At 63.6% G+C, this 17,659-nt stretch carries 16 protein-coding genes; 7 read left to right on the forward strand and 9 right to left on the reverse strand.

Going from position 1 to position 17,659, the window contains the following annotated elements:
- Positions 1–83 precede the first annotated feature (83 nt).
- Positions 84–857 carry a sirohydrochlorin chelatase gene (locus HMI60_RS15045; protein ID WP_018776832.1) on the reverse strand — a complete coding sequence of 258 codons (774 nt, stop codon included), beginning with the start codon at positions 855–857 and terminating at the stop codon, positions 84–86.
- Between the two features lie 39 nt (positions 858–896).
- Between HMI60_RS15045 and HMI60_RS15050 the strand changes: the two genes are divergently transcribed.
- From HMI60_RS15050 to HMI60_RS15060, 3 genes are all read left to right on the forward strand, one after another.
- A complete protein-coding gene (locus HMI60_RS15050) occupies positions 897–1,529 on the forward strand; it encodes a trimeric intracellular cation channel family protein (RefSeq protein WP_193591195.1) in 633 nt (210 codons plus the stop codon).
- Positions 1,530–1,542: 13 nt separating this feature from the next.
- Positions 1,543–1,968, forward strand: coding sequence for a hypothetical protein (locus HMI60_RS15055; protein ID WP_018776834.1), 426 nt, complete (start codon positions 1,543–1,545; stop codon positions 1,966–1,968).
- Positions 1,969–2,359: 391 nt separating this feature from the next.
- The gene (locus HMI60_RS15060) at positions 2,360–3,229 is read left to right on the forward strand and encodes a type IV toxin-antitoxin system AbiEi family antitoxin domain-containing protein (protein WP_193589884.1); all 870 of its coding nucleotides are present in this window, start codon (positions 2,360–2,362) and stop codon (positions 3,227–3,229) included.
- 124 nt (positions 3,230–3,353) lie between these two features.
- Here the strand turns inward: HMI60_RS15060 and HMI60_RS15065 are convergent, their stop codons facing one another.
- From HMI60_RS15065 to HMI60_RS15075, 3 genes are read right to left on the reverse strand one after another with little or no spacing between them, the layout of a single operon-like run.
- Entirely contained in the window at positions 3,354–4,457 is a 1,104-nt protein-coding gene (locus HMI60_RS15065) for a polyprenyl synthetase family protein (protein WP_018776836.1), read from the reverse strand.
- A 9-nt stretch (positions 4,458–4,466) separates the two neighbouring features.
- Positions 4,467–5,810 (reverse strand): geranylgeranyl reductase family protein, encoded by a 1,344-nt coding sequence (locus HMI60_RS15070; RefSeq protein ID WP_193589885.1) that lies wholly within the window; start codon positions 5,808–5,810, stop codon positions 4,467–4,469.
- 29 nt (positions 5,811–5,839) lie between these two features.
- Positions 5,840–6,601 carry a demethylmenaquinone methyltransferase gene (locus HMI60_RS15075; RefSeq protein WP_026267031.1) on the reverse strand — a complete coding sequence of 254 codons (762 nt, stop codon included), beginning with the start codon at positions 6,599–6,601 and terminating at the stop codon, positions 5,840–5,842.
- Positions 6,602–6,692: 91 nt separating this feature from the next.
- Here HMI60_RS15075 and HMI60_RS15080 point away from each other — a divergent pair, with 91 nt between their 5' ends.
- From HMI60_RS15080 to HMI60_RS15095, 4 genes are all read left to right on the forward strand, one after another.
- Positions 6,693–8,042 carry an isochorismate synthase MenF gene (locus HMI60_RS15080; protein ID WP_039242602.1) on the forward strand — a complete coding sequence of 450 codons (1,350 nt, stop codon included), beginning with the start codon at positions 6,693–6,695 and terminating at the stop codon, positions 8,040–8,042.
- A gap of 158 nt (positions 8,043–8,200) precedes the next feature.
- Positions 8,201–8,998, forward strand: a complete 798-nt coding sequence (locus HMI60_RS15085; RefSeq protein WP_018776840.1) for an ABC transporter substrate-binding protein — start codon at positions 8,201–8,203, stop codon at positions 8,996–8,998.
- Between the two features lie 94 nt (positions 8,999–9,092).
- Complete coding sequence (locus HMI60_RS15090; RefSeq protein ID WP_018776841.1) at positions 9,093–9,884, forward strand: amino acid ABC transporter permease; 792 nt, start codon at positions 9,093–9,095, stop codon at positions 9,882–9,884.
- Between the two features lie 11 nt (positions 9,885–9,895).
- Positions 9,896–10,690 carry an amino acid ABC transporter ATP-binding protein gene (locus tag HMI60_RS15095; protein WP_018776842.1) on the forward strand — a complete coding sequence of 265 codons (795 nt, stop codon included), beginning with the start codon at positions 9,896–9,898 and terminating at the stop codon, positions 10,688–10,690.
- Positions 10,691–10,799: 109 nt separating this feature from the next.
- On the opposite strand, the gene HMI60_RS15100 is transcribed toward HMI60_RS15095, so the two are convergent.
- The 5 genes from HMI60_RS15100 to HMI60_RS15115 all read right to left on the reverse strand — a co-directional run bounded on the left by HMI60_RS15100 (position 10,800) and on the right by HMI60_RS15115 (position 17,603).
- Positions 10,800–11,432, reverse strand: a complete 633-nt coding sequence (locus HMI60_RS15100; RefSeq protein ID WP_227453548.1) for a hypothetical protein — start codon at positions 11,430–11,432, stop codon at positions 10,800–10,802.
- Between the two features lie 156 nt (positions 11,433–11,588).
- Positions 11,589–11,753, reverse strand: a complete 165-nt coding sequence (locus HMI60_RS21075; RefSeq protein ID WP_227453549.1) for a hypothetical protein — start codon at positions 11,751–11,753, stop codon at positions 11,589–11,591.
- Between the two features lie 152 nt (positions 11,754–11,905).
- Complete coding sequence (gene menD, locus HMI60_RS15105) at positions 11,906–13,606, reverse strand: 2-succinyl-5-enolpyruvyl-6-hydroxy-3-cyclohexene-1-carboxylic-acid synthase (RefSeq protein ID WP_193589886.1); 1,701 nt, start codon at positions 13,604–13,606, stop codon at positions 11,906–11,908.
- An 811-nt stretch (positions 13,607–14,417) separates the two neighbouring features.
- Positions 14,418–16,508, reverse strand: a complete 2,091-nt coding sequence (locus tag HMI60_RS15110; protein WP_193589887.1) for a PhoX family phosphatase — start codon at positions 16,506–16,508, stop codon at positions 14,418–14,420.
- Between the two features lie 75 nt (positions 16,509–16,583).
- A complete protein-coding gene (locus HMI60_RS15115; RefSeq protein ID WP_018776846.1) occupies positions 16,584–17,603 on the reverse strand; it encodes an o-succinylbenzoate synthase in 1,020 nt (339 codons plus the stop codon).
- Positions 17,604–17,659 lie beyond the last annotated feature (56 nt).

Genomic DNA, 17,659 nt, shown 5'->3' on the forward strand with positions numbered 1-17,659 from the left:
TTCGTCACGAACACGCCAGCGGCCTTGTTCCGGACAGCCTGATATGCAGGTCCCCGAAGGGCGGTTTTCCTTGCAAACAAAGGTTAGGAGAGGCTTTCCAACACTGCGTCGTAGCGTTCCAGGGCAATCTCGGCCAGAACCTTCGACGGCAGCAGCGGAGCCGCAACAACGTCGGCACCGGCCTTCGCCAATTGGTCATGGAAGTAGCCGGTGGCCAGCAGGTAGGAGGCAATGAAGACCCTGCCGTGGGAGCCGCTCGGATCGTTGGCGAGTTCGGCACGCAAGGAGGCGACGCCGTCGGGCACGTTGGGCTGGGCGCTGGCACCATAGGCGACCCGCACCTTGTTCGGCAGCAGCTCCCCCAGCAGGCGAGCCTGCTCCTCCGAGTCCACCGATCCGTCCGGCAGCGACGAGCCCGCGGCAGCCAGCAGGACGCCGTCGTTCTCTTCCAGTCCCGAGGCGCGCAGATGAGTGGCCAGCAGTTCGGCAAGCCGGGGATCCGGGCCCAGCGGCCTGGCGGCCACGACTTCGGGCCGGCTCTTGATCGCCTTGGGCACGTCGACCTTGATGTGGAAGCCTGTGGACAGCAGGAGTGGCACGACGACGGCGGCAGTCCCCTCGGGCAGGCCCTCCACCACGCCGGACAACTCGGGTTCCTGGACGTCGACGTAGGCCTCCAGGACCTGGAGTCCGGGACGGAGTTCCTCGATCTCGGCCATAACCCGGCGAATGGCCGCCTGGCCCTCAGCGTTGCGGGTTCCGTGGGCGCAAGCGATCAAAACGGGGCTGTTCATGGGAGCTAGCGTAACGTTGAGCCAGCACCTGTTGTGAAGCACGTTAAGAAAGAACCAGTCCACTTGATTTCCATTGACATTGTTCTTCTCTAGCTTGACCTCATCGGCGTGTTCTTTTTCGCGGTTTCCGGGTCGCTGTTGGCCGCCCGGAAGCAGTTCGACTTTGTGGGCTCCATACTGCTTGCCTCCATCGCTGCCTTGGGCGGCGGCGTGATCCGCGACATCGTCATCAATGCCGGGCCTCCCATCGCCTTCACGAATCCCGCCTATCTGGCGCCGCCGCTGCTCGCAGCCATGCTGGTCTACTACCTGTTCTCCTCCGTCCAGCGATTCACCTCGCTTTTGACGTTGTTCGACGCCGGCGGACTCGCCTTGTTCTGCATTACCGGAACGCTCAAAGCCATCAGTACCGGCATGAACCCCGTGGCTGCGATCTTGCTGGGTGTGACCACGGGCGTCGGCGGTGGTTTGCTTCGCGACATCACCGCCAATGAGATCCCCACCCTGTTCAACAACCGCGACATCTATGCGCTGCCTGCCTTCGTGGGTGCTGGCTTGACCACCTTGATGTGGCATTTGGGGCTCTTCAGCGGGCTCACTGCTTGTGTCATTGCCGGTGTCGTTTTCGCGTTCCGGGTGACGGCCTGGCGACGCAGCTGGTACGTGCCGTTGGCTGTCCGGGGATGGCACCGTGCCGGTACTGGTGGGGGCGCAATTTCGGGTCCCCGGGATTAGCTAGGATAAGAGCATGACTGACATGTTCCTCGAGAAGTTCCGCGCGCTGGTCCCAAAGTATCTCGAGGATGAATGGCAGGAAGAAGACGGCCTCACGCCCGACGAACTGGACGACGCCCTCGCTGAACACTCCTTCACCATCCCGCTGGTCCTTCGCGAGTTCTACCTCGCTATCGGCGGTTGCGAGGACCTCATGGAGGCCTACCACTACTTCTGGGACCCCGAGGAACTTGAAGTCGATGACGAAGGCTTCCTCATGTTCCTTGAGGACGAGGACGAACAGTTCACCTGGGGCTTCCGCACCGCCGACCTCAGCATCCCGGACCCCATCGTCTGGCGCCGCAACAACGCCCGCGGCCAATGGAAGAGCGAGGAAGGCACGTTCTCCGAGTTCGTCTTCGACATGTTCGAGTGGGCCTTCAACGACGACGAGGACTAGGTTCTTTTTCAGGGCGCCCCCGTGGCTTCCTGACCTTGTTTGAACGACGCGCAGCCCCTATGCAACCTTGATTGATTGCATAGGGGCTGTTTTGCGTTGAAAGAAGGTCACAAAGCCACGGGTTTCCGGGCTTAAACGGAATGGCCCCGGCTCGCTGCAACGTTACGAGTCATACGCTGCACCGAACCGGGACCACAATCTCCGTTCGCATCAGACCCACCGGAGGCATTTAGTGGATCCGTGAATAGCTTATGACAATCCTGTCACAAGCGCAACTCTTAGCGTCAACGTAAATTCAAAGATGCCGTTGCATTTTTACGGCCCGGTGTAGTTATCCACATAGGCCGAAAAGCAGGCTCTGGGGAGTCTCCAACGCCGCAACCATAGCCTGATGGACCTCACCCAATTCCTCCGATCCAGACTCGGCGCGGCCAGAACCGCAGACTTGAAGCGGGCCGGGTTCTCTGAACGAACACTGGCATCGGCGTTGAGCAACGGGGTGATCACCCGATTGCAGCGAGGCGTCTACGTCACTGAAGGAGCAGACCCCGACGTCGTAGCCGCCTTTCGCGCGAATGGCCGCCTGACCTGTATCTCGGCAGCGAGGTTCTACGGCCTTTGGGTGCTTCGCGAACCAGAAACTTCGCACTTAAGCTGCGGCAACGGCCTGCCCAACCCGCGGGTTGTCGACCACGCCGGCGTGACCCATCCCCCGCATCCCTATCTACCTGTTGCAGGCGTGGCTGACGTTCTCATTCACGCCCTTCGTTGCCGGCCGGAGCTGGAGTCCCTGGTCATGGTCCAGAGTGCTGTGAGCCAGGCGCTGCTCAGCCCGGATTATCTAAGGTCCAAACTGGCGGGTCCCCGCAATGGCCGGGCGCGGGCTGTTGTGGGGTTGGTCCTTCCCAGGGCAGATTCTTTGCTGGAAGTCCTGGCTCATGTCCACTTCACCAGGGCAGGACTCAGGGTGAAGATGCACGTGCAGCTACCCGGAGTTGGTGAAGTCGACTGCCTGATCAACGATTGCCTGGTGATCGAGCTGGACGGCGGTACCCACTTGGAAGGCAGGCAGGTAAAGAAGGACCAGTACCGGAACAACGCCAGCATGCGTGGCGGGCTGCTGGTTCTCCGCTATTACTACTCCGACGTCGTCCACCATCCGGGGAAGATGGTGGCTGAAGTGCTCATCGTGCTGGGTAACAGGGAAGCCGGGCACTTCGGACCGTCCAGGTGGACGCCAAAGTGGGTGCCGGCGTCGTGATTCGACCGTCCGCCGTGGCGACCCGAGCTACTTTGGAACGAAAACGGCCGCTTTGCAACCCGAAAAGGGTGCAAAGCGGCCGTCAAGCGCCTAAAGCGGGTCAGGAAGCCACGCCCAGGAAGACTTAGCTGCTGCGGTCCACCACTGCGTGGGCGAAGTTGGTCAGTGAATCCTTCACCACACCCTCCGGCAGCGGAGCCAGGGCAGCAACGGCCTCGGCGGACCACTGGCGGGCGATCTTCCAGGACTCGTTCGTGACCGGGTGCTCGCGCAGGCCGGCCACGGCCTCAGCCAGTGCCGAATCGGAGGAGAGGTCGCCGTCGATCAGTTCAAGGAGTTCGGCAGCGGAGGTATCCCCTGCGGCAGCATCGCGTCGCAGCAACAGGACGGGCAGAGTGGGTACGCCTTCGCGGAGGTCGGTGCCCGGGGACTTTCCGGACTTGACCTTCACCCCGGTGACATCGATGACGTCGTCAGCCAGCTGGAAGGCAACGCCCACCTTTTCGCCGTACTCCACCAACAAGTCTTCAAATGCCTCATCAGCGCCGGCGAAGATCGCACCCAGCTGGCCGGACGCCGCTACGAGTGAACCGGTCTTGTCGGCGATGACGGACAAGTAGTGCTCTACGGGATCTTCGTCCTCGCGGGGCCCCACGGTTTCGTGCAGCTGGCCAAGGCAGAGGCGTTCGAAGGTGCGCGCCTGGATGCCGAGTGCACGGGAGCCGAGCTCGGAGACCAGGATGGAGGCGCGGGCGAAGATGAGGTCACCGGTAAGGATGGCCACGGAGTTGCCCCAGACCTCGTGGGCGGTGGGAGCTCCACGGCGGAACGGGGCGGAGTCCATCACGTCATCGTGGTAGAGCGTCGCGAGGTGCGTGAGCTCAACAACCACGGCTGCCTGGACAACCTCGGGCCGGGAAGCATCGCCCAGGTGTGCGCACAGCAGGGTGAGCAGCGGACGGATGCGCTTGCCACCGGCTTCCACCAGGTGACGTGACGTCGCGTCAGCCAAGGGATCCGAGTTGGAGATGGCTTCGCGAAGCTTCTTCTCCACCCGGGCAAGGTTGTTGGTGATGGCAGGGCCAAGCTCGGCGTCGCCTGCAATGGCAGCAAAACCTGCGGGCAGCTGGAGGCCCGTCGCAATTGCCGTGGTGTTCAAGGAAGGCTCGGTGGAGTCCGGCAAGCCGTGCCCGGCATGCGTCCAGCTGTGTTCGGCAGAGTTCGTCACGGGTTAACCCTAACTAGTTGTTGCGGAAACCGCGGTGTCGGAGCCTGCCGGCGTCACAGCGCGGGCAGAGGAACTGTTGGACGTTGCCGGAACCAGCATCTCGAGGACCCGGATCACGCGGTCTTCGAAGCCCTTCGCGGACGGGTCGGTCAGGTTCGCGAGCATGCGCACTACAAAACGCATCAGCACGGGAATCGGCATACCGGTGCGCAGCGCGAGCTTCATCACCGCGGGCTTGCCAATCAAGGAAGCAAAGAGCCTTCCCAGCGTGAAGTGCGATCCCCACTGGTCCCGCACATAGTCCGCGTACCGGGAAAGGTGCGCGTCGGCGTCGTCGGCGGTCCACCCGGCTGAAGCCGAACGGGAGGAGGCGTCGATGATGAACTCAGCGGCAAACCGGGCCGACTCCATTGCGTAGGAAATGCCTTCGCCGTTGAACGGGGACACCATGCCGCCGGCGTCGCCCAGCAGAAGCAGCCCGGGCGAGTAGTGCGGCGTGCGGTTGAAGCCCATCGGCAGCGCCGCGCCGCGGATTTCCCCCATCTGGTTTTCAGGGGTGAAACCCCACTCCGAGGGCATACCGGCGGTCCATTCGCGCAGGACCTGCTTGTAGTCGAGCTTGCCGAATTCCTTGGACGAATTCAGGATGCCCAGGCCGACGTTGGACGTGCCGTCGCCGACGCCGAACACCCAACCGTAGCCGGGCAGTGGCTTGCCGGACTTGCCGGGGAGTTCCAGCCAGCCTTCCATCCAGTCGTCTTCATGGCGGGGGGACGTGAAGTAAGTACGCACGGCGACGCCCAGCGGGCGGTCGTCACGCTTGTGCATACCCAGCGAGACGGCGGTTCGCGTCGAGTTTCCGTCGGCGGCGAGTACGACGTCGGCGTGGAAGTCGCGCGTTTCGCCCGTCTTGCGTCCGGACTCGTCCAGGATTGAAGCGCGGACTCCGATGACACGTCCGTCATCGGCGGTCAGTGCGGACGTGACGCTGTGGCGTTCCAGCACCACCGCACCGGCCGACTCCGCGTGGCGGGCAAGGTCCTCGTCGAAGCCAAGGCGGGTGCGGATCAGTCCGTAGGTGGGGAAATCCGCAACTTCGGGCCAGGGCAACTCGATGGTGCGACCACCGGCGATGAGGCGAAGGCCCTTGTTGCGGCGCCACCCTTCCTCAACAGCGTGGGGCAGGCCGAGCTTCTGGATCTCGCGAACAGCCCGCGGGGTGAGGCCATCTCCGCAGACCTTCTCGCGGGGGAACGACGTCTTTTCCAGCACCGTGACGTCGATGCCCGCTTGGGCGAGGTAATACGCGGCTGTGGACCCGGCCGGGCCCGCGCCAACAATCAGTACTTTCACGTCGTCCTAAGTCAGCAGGCAGTACGGAGCTAGCCGGCCTGGTGGCGCGGCTTGATTTGGCGTCGCAGCTTGGCAACGGGAACACTCTCGCGGTGCTCTGCGGGCTTCTGCGCACGGTGCACGGCAACAATGCCACCGCTGAGGTTGCGGTAGGTGATGTCGGTCCAGCCGGCATCGGCGAGCCACTGGGCCAGGTGGTCCTGGTCCGGCCAGGCGCGGATGGACTCAGCGAGGTAGACGTAGGCATCCGGGTTTGACGACACCTTGGTGGCGATGGCCGGCAGGGCGCGCATCAGGTATTCGGTGTAGAGGTTGCGCCACAGTGGAACCACGGGGTGCGAGAACTCGGCAATGACCAGGCGGCCGCCGGGCTTGGTGACGCGCAGCATTTCCTCCAGGGCCTTGCGGGGTTCTACGACATTGCGCAGGCCAAAGGAAATGGTGGAGGCGTCAAAGCTGTTGTCCGCGAAGGGCAGATTGGTGGCGTCACCGGCGATGAAGTCGATGTCCGGGCGGCGGCGCTTGCCCACTTTGAGCATGCCCAGGGAGAAGTCGCAGGCCACCACGTCCACGCCGGCGTCGGCGTAGGGTTCGCTGGAAGTGCCCGTTCCGGCGGCGAGGTCAAGGACCTTCTGGCCCGCTTTCACATCCATGGCGTCCACCACGATCCGGCGCCAGCGCCGGGTCTGTCCCATGGACAGGACGTCATTGACGACGTCGTATTTTGGGGCGACATCATCAAACATCGTCGCAACTTCGTCCGGACGCTTTTCCAAGGATGCTCGGTTCACCCAGTAATTGTCTCAGACATTCAGCAGACTTTGCTTCGCTGTAGAAGTCGGCTCAGGTTCTGGTTGCGCGCGGGAGTACTGTTGTTCCATCATGACGAGCACGCTCCGCACCTTGACAGTCCCCCTCGATGTTGAATCATCCCCAGGGGGGCTGCCGTCGTTTCTGGTGCGGGACGACGTCCTTTGCTGGTCCCGGCGCGAGGCCGGCCTGGTGGGCTACGGCGAGCTGACCCGTTTCAATGCCACCGGCCCGGAGCGCTTCCTTGAGGCTGATATCTGGTGGCGGCACCTCATTCTTGAGGCAGAGATCACGGACCACGTGGAGCTTCCGGGCACGGGTCCCGTGGCTTTCGGCTCGTTCGCCTTCTCCAAAACATCCCCGCACGTGTCCCGCCTGATCCTCCCGGAATTGGTGGTCGGTATCCGCGACGGCCGCGGCTGGGCCACTCAATTGACGTTCGACGACGGCCCCCTCACCGAGGCCGGTGTCCTCGCCGCCGTGGAACGCTGGCTGACCGAACCCAATGGCGACGGCTCAGCGACAGGAGGGTCCGACGTCGAACTCCCACCTGAGGTTGTTGCCGCCAACGGTTCGGCTGGTTACCTCAGCCATGGTTCCCTCAGCGAGGCGAACTGGATGAAGGCGGTTGCCGACGGCGTCGAGGAGATCCGCGCCGGCAAGCTGGAGAAGCTGGTTTTGGCGCGCGACGTCGTTGCCACCCTTCCCGCGGGCGTCAACGCTGCGGAGGTACTTCGCCAACTTGCCGCAAGGTACCGCGAATGCTGGACGTACGGTGTTGATGGCCTGGTGGGCGCGACCCCCGAGATGCTCATCCAGGTGGAGGGCCGCACTGCGCAAGCGCGGGTCCTGGCCGGGACGCTGGATCGCCGGGATGCGGACGGCATGGACGGCTCCCCCATGGAATATGCGGAGCGGGTCCTGGCCGGTTCGGAAAAGCAGCGCCACGAACACGAGATCGCCATCGATTCGCTGACCCGACAGTTGGCACCGTTCTCCGAGGCGATGAACTCCCATAGCGAGCCTTTCATCCTTGAGCTGCCCAACGTGTGGCACCTGGCGTCGGATGTGAAGGCGGAACTGGCCGATATCGAAGGTCACGTGCCGACCTGCCTGGCCTTGATCAACGCGTTGCACCCAACCGCTGCGGTGTGCGGAACCCCCACCCTGGTGGCCGGTGCGTTGATCCGGAAACTCGAACATCTGGACCGCGGCCCCTATGCCGGACCGGTCGGATGGCTGGACGCTGCAGGCAACGGCGAGTGGGGAATTGCGTTGCGCGGAGCCGTGATCGAGGACGCCAACACCGTGCGGCTTTATGCCGGGTGCGGCATCGTGGAGGGTTCGCAGCCGGAGGCTGAACTGGCCGAGACGTGGGCAAAGTTCCGGCCGATGCTTGAGGCCTTGGGAATCAAGCGCTGAATCTGGGATTCCAGACAGGACCTCGGTTCCGGTGGTTGATAAGTGCGTAAACTAGTTATCTAATAGTGAAACTTCGTTTCCTGTGATGCACATCTCATGTTCGGCGCTACACTAAAACCGACTCAGTTCAGCATCCACCGCAACAAAAGGTAAACAACATGCAGATCTCCCGTTCGGTTCTGTCCGGCACCAAGATTGCCGCCGTGCTCGCAGCCGGCGCACTGGCCCTCACCGCCTGCGGTGGTTCCTCCACTCCCGCAGCCTCGGATGGCTCGGGCTTGAAACTCATCAATGCCGGCAAGCTGACTGTCTGCTCGGATGTGCCCTACGAGCCCTTCGAATTCCAGAAGGACGGCAAGATTGTCGGCTTCGACATGGACATCGCTGCCGAGATCGCCAAGGACATCAAGGCAGAACTCAACGTGGTGGACAGCTCCTTCGAAGCCATCGAGACCGGCACTGCACTGACTGGGTGCGACGTCTCCATCTCCTCGATCTCCATCACTGACGTCCGCAAGAACGTCATGGACTTCTCCAACCCCTACCTCGATGACGACCTGACCCTGGTGGCCACCTCGTCGTCGGGCATTAACAACATTGACGGCGCCAAGGGCAAGAAGGTGGGTGTCCAGCAGGCAACCACCGGCGCCCAGTACGCCAAGGATAAGGGCATCGACGCGCAGCAGTTCGAGGACTCCGGCCTCCTGGTCCAGGCCCTCAAGGCCGGCACCATCGACGCAGCCATCGGCAACCAGTCCGTGCTGGGCTACGCCATCAAGGACGATTCCAACCTCAAGCGCGTCGAGGACTACGCGACGGGCGAGAAGCTGGGCATCGCCATCAAGAAGGGCAACACCGCCATGGCTGACGCCGTGAACGGCACCCTGAAGCGCATCACTGATGACGGCTCCCTGAAGAAGTTCCAGACCACCTGGTTCGGCGAAGCCACCAAGTAGTCCGAGCCCCGGCTCTCCCGAGATCCACGCAGGCGGGCCCCGAAACGATACGTTGTTTCGGGGCCCGGCTGCGCAACATGAATGTGAGAACACCATGGCAATGACTGCACGTCAACGAGCCAAAGTCAGTTTGTACGTCCAGGCCGGGATATTCGTTGTGGTCCTGGCCGCAGTAATCCTTGCTGTGGACTGGAAGACGATCGGCACCAGCGTCTTCAACTTCGCCAAAATCGGGCCGATGTTCCCGGATATCTTCCTGGTTGGCCTCAAGAACACCCTTATCTACACGGCGCTGGCCTTCGTGGTGGGCTTGTCGGGCGGCCTCCTGCTGGCCCTCATGAAGCTCTCTTCCTTCCCCCTGTACCGTTGGATCGCCACCGGGTACATCGAGTTCTTCCGCGGCGTGCCTGCCCTGCTGGTCTTCATCGCTTTCGGCTACGGTGTCCCCCTGGCTTTCGGTGTGCAGTGGGACGTCAACATCGTGGTCATGGTTTCCCTGGGCATGGTGGCGTCTGCGTACATCGCTGAAACCCTGCGCGCCGGTCTGCAAGCCGTGCCCAAGGGCCAGATGGAAGCAGCGCGTTCACTGGGTATGCCGCACTGGCGTGCCATGGTCTCGATCGTCATTCCCCAGGCCTTCAAGATCGTCCTCCCCCCGCTGACCAACGAGATCATCCTGCTCACCAAGGACTCCTCGCTGATCTACGTCCTGGGCCTCACAGCGTCCCAGTACGAGCTCACCAAGTTCGGCCGCGACGGCATCTCCAGCCTCGGCGCGGGCCTCACCCCCCTGCTCGTGGCAGGTGCTTTCTACTTGGTCATCACCATCCCCTTGAGCCTCCTTGCCAGGAAGTTCGAAAGCCGCTCCGCGCGGACCAAGCGATAGGCAGGACAGTCATGAATAACTCCACTGGGAGCACGGCCACCGTTCGCGCCGCCGGCGTCAACATCAAAGACCTGCGCAAGTCCTACGGCAGCAACGAGGTCCTCAAGGGCATCTCACTGACCGTGGAACCCGGCCAGGTTGTGTGCCTGATCGGACCATCAGGTTCGGGCAAGTCCACCCTTCTTCGCTGCGTCAACCTGCTGGAACACCCCAACGCCGGCACCATCAACGTGGGCGAGTTCGAAGCGACCGACCCCGACGTGGACCTCAACAAGATGCGCCAAAGCGTGGGCATGGTCTTCCAGCACTTCAACCTGTTCCCGCACCTCAGCGTGCTGGAGAACTGCACAATCTCGCAGATGAAAGTGCTCAAGCGCTCCAAGTCCGAAGCGGCCGACGTTGCGCGCCACAACCTTGAGCGCGTTGGCCTGGGACACTTGGCCGACCGTTTCCCGGACCAGCTCTCCGGTGGCCAGCAGCAGCGCGTAGCCATCGCCCGCGCTTTGTCCATGGATCCGAAGCTCATGCTCTTTGATGAGCCGACCTCTGCACTGGACCCTGAAACCGTGGGCGACGTCCTTGCGGTCATGCGGAAGCTGGCTCAGGAAGGCATGACCATGCTGGTGGTCACCCACGAGATGGGCTTTGCCCGCGAAGTGGCCGACCGCGTGGTCTTCATGGACGCCGGCGTCGTCGTGGAGGAAGGGCCGGCGGAGCACGTCATCAGCGCCCCCACCCAGCCGCGTACCAAGGAATTCCTGCGCCGCGTCCTTGACCCGACGCACATCGGCGTCGAGGAAGCGTAGCTTTTCAGCGGCGCCGCTGGCGCCGTCGGCGCCGCGCATATTGATTGGCGCCACAGAAACGGGAGGGCGACACCCACATTTGGGTGTCGCCCTCCCGTTTCCGGTTCGCCTACGAATTTGGGTGGACTGCAGAAGCACGACGACGGCGGGGAACCCCGGCGGCCTCAAGCACGCGTTCCAGCTTGCTCACCGTCAGGTCGCTCCACACCAGCCGGAACACTCTTCGGCCGGTGGCGCGTATGGCGTCTTCGCGGGCCTTCTCTTCGATCACTATCTGGGAAGGCGTACGTCCCTGCAAGTACTCCGGCTTCATGTACTTTTCGCGGCCGTCGAATTCTCCAACCAACGCAAGCCCCTCCCAGTAGTAGTCCGTGTACACCGTTCCCCTTGAGGTGTTCACCGCATACTGCAGCAAAGGAGTCTCGAATCCGAGGACGTGCATCAAGCCGCGGGCATAGGATTCGCCGGGTGAACCGGAGTTCCCGGCACCAAACTTTACCGCCGCTGTGATTCGCCCGACCGCTGCTTTGGAGTAAGTCCCGCTGATGCCGTCCAAGAGTTGCTCCTTGGTCACAGGCTGGGAGTTTCGCTTTCTGTTCAGCAGGAAATCCACGGGGACGACGGCCTCGGCAAACGGAACCGACGCGGCGATGTCCAGTACGGTCCGAATCCTGTCTGTGACCAGGAAGCCGTTGATTTCCTGGGCCCGCTCGCTTCCTTCGGCTACCAAGTGGCGTCTCACCCCCGCACGCGAACGGCCTCCTCCGGTGTAAGTCGTCAGGGCATGAACAGGCTGGTGGCGCAGGATAGTGGGGATTCCGTGAATCGACGCCGCCGAGTGGTGCGAGAAGATGGTCGGAGCCGTCAAGCACACCGCTGCCGCTTCTACGTTCAGGGCTTAACGTTCCCAGCTCTCCAACTGCTGCCATTGAGGGGCATCGACGTAGACACCGTGCCTGATGCGGACGAGCTTCCCGGCCTTTGCATCCATGGACAATGGCCTGGAATTGCCTCCGAGGATGGACAGGTCCTTGGCGAGAATGAGTTTGGGTAGCCTTCGCATTCCAACAGTCTTCGTGGGCCGCTTCTGCGGCACGAGGGCAGAGTTGGCCTATGTGGACAACCCACCGCTCGCCACGCAAACTGCCGAGTGCCCGGAAAACGGACTGACGACACCCAAATTTGGGTGGCCCCCGTCAGTGTCTGTGGCCTGCCTCAGTTTCCGTGGCCCACGGCGGCGTTGATGGCTTCCTTGATCCGGGCATGGAGTCCGCGCAGACCCGCCCGGTCCACGCGTACCTCCACGATGGTGTGACCCTTCAAGGGCGACTTGAGTGCGTCGGCGAGTTCCGCCGTCGTACTTACTGCTTGGTGCCCGACGCCGTACGCCGCCGCGAGTGCCGCGATGTCCACTGAGTGCGGGGTACCGAAGAGGCGTTCGACGGCGGTGCCGTAGGCGCCTGAGTCTTCCACGGCGCCGTGTTCGAGGAGTGCGAAGATGGCGCCACCTGAGTCGTTGAGCACCACGATGCGGAGGTCCGGCACCGGCTCACCGTGACCCAGGAGCAGGCCCCCGGCGTCGTGCAGGAAGGTGACATCGCCCAAGAGGACGGTGGTTTCGCGTCCGCTGCCAAGTGCGATTCCGGTAGCTGTGGCGATGGTGCCGTCGATGCCGGCGAGGCCACGGTTGGCGTACACGGTGGCGATCGGGCCCTGATGCGGTTGGCCTGCGAGGTCCACGTCGCGGATGCCGTTGGAGGAGCCGAGGACGAGTTGGCCGCGGGAGTGTTCCCAAACGGCGGCTCCTACGGACGGGCCGTTGGCAAGGCTCTCCCCCGCGAGCACGCCATCCAGTGCATGTTGGGCCGCGGCGCCGGCGAGAAGCCAGGTATCGAGCCATTCAGTCGGGCCGCGGCCGGCGAAAGCGGCCAGTTCCGGGAGGGTTTCGATGGGCGTTTCGCGGCGTCGGCCAGCGTCGTACCAAGCGACCGGGACAGGCTGGTAGATCGCTGATGCCACCGATTCGCGGGCCAGGAGTGCCGCAACGGGGCGGGACAGCGTGGCGCGGCCGAAGAGGACAACACGCTCGATGGGAGCAGGTGAACCGGGGCCAAAGTGCTCCAGCAGCACACGATACGGACCAACGGCATTGGGGCCGAAGCGGGCGTTCGAGGACGGCTCTGCCAGCAAGGGAAGACCGTGAGCTCGGGCGAAGGCCTCCGCCACCGGTCCGGCATCATGGCCAGCGAGGACCACGGTCCGTCGCTCGGCAAGTTCGCTGGACGCTGCCGGAAGCTCCAAAGCCTGCGGTCCGGCGTCGTAATGGAACACGCCGTGTCCCTGCGCATCCGGCAGGGCATCCCCGGTTCCGGGAGTCAGCGGATCGCGGAAGGCGATGTTCACCTGGACCGGACCTGGCGGCGTGTCCTCCAGCGCACCGGTGGCTGCATACAGCGCAGTGGCAACTGCCTTCTGCGGGTTGTCCCCCGCGGCGACGTCGACGGCGAAGCGCACGTGATCGCCGAAAAGGTCCAGTTGGATGGTGGTTTGGTTCGCCCCGGTACCGTGCAGTTCCTCGGGACGGTCGGCGGAGATGACCACCACAGGAACGGCCGAGTGGTTGGCCTCCATCACAGCGGGCAGGAGGTTCCCCACGGCTGTGCCCGAGGTAGTCAGGACCGCGACCGGGGCTTCCGTGGAGAGCGCCAGGCCCAGGGCGGTGAAGCCGGCGTCCCGCTCGTCGATCCGGACATGAAGTCGGACCCGCCCCGCGGCTTCTGCCTCGGCGAGGGCGTAGGCCATGGGCGCCGACCGCGAACCGGGGGCCACCACCGCGTGCCGCACGCCGCCGTCGAGCAATGCAGTAACGGCGATCCGGGCGGCGGCGATGGAAGTCAGAGAGTCCTGTGAAGTCACCGCTCCAGTCTATTGGGGGCTGCAGTCCCCCAACGCGCACTCACATCCCGGGCGCTGCCCAGCAAACGCTTGCTCACTCCCCGCGCCCTTCCCACCAACCCTCACTCACAACCCGGCCCCTTCACCCACACCCTCACTCACGCCACGCGCCCTTCCCACCAGCCCTCACTCGCATTCCAGGTGCTTCCCACCAAACGCTTGCTCACTCCCCGCGCCCTTCCTACCAAACGCTTGCTCACGCCCCGCGCCCTTCCCACCAACCCTCACTCACATTCCAGACGCTTCCCACCAAACGCTTGCTCACTCCCCGCGCCCTTCCCACCAACCCTCACTCACAACCCGTGCGCTTCCCCCTCTCCCTCACTCACAACCCGTGCGTTTCCCCCAAACGCTTGCTCACTCCCCGTGCCCTTCCCACCAAACGCTTGCTCACGCCCCGGGTGTTTGGCGGGACCTTCGTTGACGTCCCAATGGGGCTGTCGGAATAGCGGTGGATCCGTGGTTATCGGGAACCATGAGCAAGCGTCCGAACCAAACCCAAGGGATGTGAACAAGCGTCCGAACCAAACCCGAGGAACATGACCGAGCGTCGGGATCAAACCCAAGGGATGTGAGCAAGCGTCCGAACCAAACCCAAGGGATGTGAGCAAGCGTCCGAACCAAACCCGAGGGATGTGAGCAAGCGTCGGGATCAAACCCAAGGGATGGGAGCAAGCGTCGGGATCAAACCCAAGGGATGTGAGCAAGCGTTGGGGGGGTGCAGAAACGCTCCCCTACCTCCAGGAGGTAAGGGAGCGTTTCGGGGTTTCAGTTACTTGCGGAACACCTGCACGATCGAAGGGCGGGGTGCCCGAATCGCGCCGGCAGCCGGGGTGGCCCCGGCCGGAACATAGTCCGGGAAGTATGAGTGGGGCGCGTCGAACGTGCCTTCCTCACCCGGGTGCTGGACCGCGACAAACACGGTGCGCTCTTCGTCGTGGACGATCGGGCCACACGTTTCGGCGTCGCGGGGAACGGCCAGGAACTGTTCTACCTTGCCGCGCTCCGGACCTTCCAAAGTGACCTTGAACAAACCATCGTTGTAGCCGATGGTGGACGGGGCTCCGTCGGTGGAAATCCAAAGGTTGCCGACGGAGTCGAACGCTACGTTATCCGGGCAGGAAATCGGCGACACCTTGTTGGCCGGGAATCCGGAGAAGTACGTGGCGTTGTTCTTGGCGGGATCACCGGCCACCAGCAGCAGGGTCCAGTTGAACTTGGTGCCGGTCTGCTCCTTGCCTTCGGTGATCTCGACGATGTGGCCATCCCGGTTGAGGGTGCGCGGGTTGACCTCGGTCGCCCCTTCCTTGCCTGCCTTGCCGCGGTCCGAGTTGTTGGTGCAGGCCACGTAGACCTTGCCGGTGCGCAGGTTGGGCTGAACGTCTTCGCAACGGTCCATTTTGGTGGGGCCGACTTTGTCAGCTGCCAGTCGCGTGTACACCAAAACTTCTGCCACGGACATGCCGGGAACTGCTGAGGCGCCGCCGACAACCAAAGGCAACCATTCGCCCGAACCATCGAAGGCTCCGTCGGCGGGGACCTTGCCGGTGCCATCAATCTCGGCCGCAGGCGAGTCGCCCGTGAAGCGTGCGACATACAGGTCGCCTTCGGAGAGCAGGCTCATATTGTTCTTGCGTGCTGCCTTGGAGTCACCAGCTTGGTACTTGCCCTTGGAGACGAACTTGTAGAGGTAGTCGAAGCGCTCGTCGTCACCCATGTAGGCAACAACGCGGCCGTCCGTAGCAAGAATGACGTTGGCGCCCTCGTGCTTGAAGCGGCCCATGGCGGAGTGCTTCCTCGGCGTAGAGGTGGGGTCGAACGGATCAACTTCCACGATCCAGCCGAAGCGGTTGCTTTCGTTGGCGTAGCCGGAATTGCGGGTGTCGAAGCGCGGCTCGTCGAGCTCCCACTGGCGGGTGGTTGGCTTCGAGGACAGGCCGTAGCGCTTGTCTGCGTCGCTGGTTCCAGGTGTCGCAAAGTAGCCGTTGAAGTTTTCCTCGCCGGAGAGGATGGTGCCCCACGGCGTGGTGCCACCGGAGCAGTTGCCCAGGGTGCCCTTGATCCAGCGGCCCGCGGGATCATCGATGGTCTTGACGAGGTTGGTACCGGCGGCGGGACCGGTCAGTTCGTACACAGTGTCGGTGAGGAAGCGCCGGTTCAGGGCAGCACCCTGGACGTAGCTCCACGGCTTGTTCTTGTTCTTGCGCTCGAGCTCCACGACGGCCAGGCCGTGGGCGGCCCGGCCGATGGCACGGGCTTCTGCTGCGTCGAAGCCGACCGGCAGCATGATGTTCTCGTTCGTGTACTCGTGGTTGGTGAAGAGAACGGCACGGCGGTCCTTGGAGCCAGGGATCGGCAGGATGTCCGTGTAGTCGTTGTTGTAACCAAACTGACGGGCCTGGGCGGCAGCTGTCTGTTTGGTGATATCGAAAGCCGGTGAGTCGGCGAACAGCGGGTCTCCCCATCGGATGATGGGGTTCCAGCCGAAGCCCTCGGGAACGGTGAAAGCGTCGACGGCGGCGTCGACCGGCTTGATGGCCGTGAACTGAAGCTTGGACTTCTCGAAGCCCTTCTTGGCGGCGTTGGACAGTCCGTTGCCCGAATCGGCGACTGCAGAGTCAGCACCGGTTACGGCACCACCAAGAACGACGGCGAGCGCACCTGCCGCGCCGAGGCCCAGGGCGGCGCGGCGGGACATGGCCGTGGAGGCGATGTCGCGGAAGTAGCCGTTGGCGCTGGTGTTGCAGACATCGCCGGCACAGGCGTTGTCACACTTGAGTGCGCAGGTTACGGCGCTGCGCTTGCCTTTGGTGTGGCCGAGCATGGGGAGCAGCGGAAACGTGCGTCCGGTGGTTTCAGACATGGGGGACCTTCCAGAGTGTGTACGAGGTTCCCGCTGAGCCTTTCAGCGGAATCCAAAGCTGAGAGGTCCCTCCGGTTAAGACCCGGTGAACAAACGGTGCTGGTTCCCGGCAAGGACGGAGTGGACGCGTCGCAGGCGGTCCAGCCACCAGTCCCGGCGCTCCGCCGAAGCTGCGTACTGCTCAAGCAGCCCGGTATCCGCGGCCGTGTCCCGCAAGCGGATGGCGCCGTCGTCGGCCACCAGGGGATCCACGGTGATGTCCGACGCGAACAGCGAAACGGTGCCCAAACCGCAGGCGTACGGCAGCGACGGAAGGGCAGCCGCGAGGGCAAGGCCCGCCCGGATACCTACGGAGGTGTCGAGTGCGGAACTGACGACGGCGGGCAGCCCGGCTTGCTGGACAATGTCCAAGGCGCGGCGTACTCCTCCGAGTGGGGCAACCTTGACCACGATGAGGTCGGCGGCGCCGGCCCGTGCCACGCGCAGGGGATCATCTTCCTTGCGAACACTCTCGTCCGCGGCGATGAGGACCGGTGTTCCCGCCGAAGAAAGCCTGCGGCGGACTTCCGCCAGGCCGTCAATGGTCGGCACGGGTTGTTCTGCATACTCCAAGCCGACAGCTGATAGCTTCCCCAGCGCGTCCACTGCCTGGTCCACGTCCCAGCCCCCGTTGGCGTCCACCCGGATGGCGGCATCGGGAAGGGCCTCGCGCACGGCAACTACCCGCGCCAGGTCATCGGCGAGTTGCTGTCCTTTTTCAGCGACTTTGATCTTGACTGCATCTACGCGACCGAACCGGGCGAGTACCTCCGGGACGCGGTCAGCCGAAACCGCGGGGACCGTCGCGTTCACCGGTATTGCGTCCCGCAACGCTTCCGGGAACCCAAGCCAGCCCGCTTCCAAGGCGGCCGCCAACCAGCGGGAGGATTCGTCGTCGTCGTATTCCGGGAAAGGGCAGAACTCTCCCCAGCCGAGCGGTCCGCGCAACAGGAGGGTCTCGCGCTCCATGATGCCGCGGAACTTCACGCGCATGGGCAACGAGACGACGTAGGCGGAATCGAGAAGTTCTTGGAGATCAGGAAGGCGAACAGGCATAGTGCCACTGTACCGGCGGCCTTTTCGGCCCAGGACAAGCCGAACGGGCTATGTGG

It is taken from the genome of Paenarthrobacter sp. YJN-D, assembly GCF_015040335.1.
GTDB lineage: Bacteria > Actinomycetota > Actinomycetes > Actinomycetales > Micrococcaceae > Arthrobacter > Arthrobacter nicotinovorans.

Coding starts and splice junctions, on each gene's coding strand:
- HMI60_RS15095 (WP_018776842.1), top strand. CDS start 9,896: ATGAATAACTCCACTGGGAGCACGGCCACCGTTCGCGCCGCCGGCGTC.
- HMI60_RS15055 (WP_018776834.1), top strand. CDS start 1,543: ATGACTGACATGTTCCTCGAGAAGTTCCGCGCGCTGGTCCCAAAGTAT.
- HMI60_RS21075 (WP_227453549.1), bottom strand. CDS start 11,753: ATGCGAAGGCTACCCAAACTCATTCTCGCCAAGGACCTGTCCATCCTC.
- HMI60_RS15060 (WP_193589884.1), top strand. CDS start 2,360: ATGGACCTCACCCAATTCCTCCGATCCAGACTCGGCGCGGCCAGAACC.
- HMI60_RS15090 (WP_018776841.1), top strand. CDS start 9,093: ATGGCAATGACTGCACGTCAACGAGCCAAAGTCAGTTTGTACGTCCAG.
- HMI60_RS15115 (WP_018776846.1), bottom strand. CDS start 17,603: ATGCCTGTTCGCCTTCCTGATCTCCAAGAACTTCTCGATTCCGCCTAC.
- HMI60_RS15080 (WP_039242602.1), top strand. CDS start 6,693: ATGACGAGCACGCTCCGCACCTTGACAGTCCCCCTCGATGTTGAATCA.
- HMI60_RS15110 (WP_193589887.1), bottom strand. CDS start 16,508: ATGTCTGAAACCACCGGACGCACGTTTCCGCTGCTCCCCATGCTCGGC.
- HMI60_RS15085 (WP_018776840.1), top strand. CDS start 8,201: ATGCAGATCTCCCGTTCGGTTCTGTCCGGCACCAAGATTGCCGCCGTG.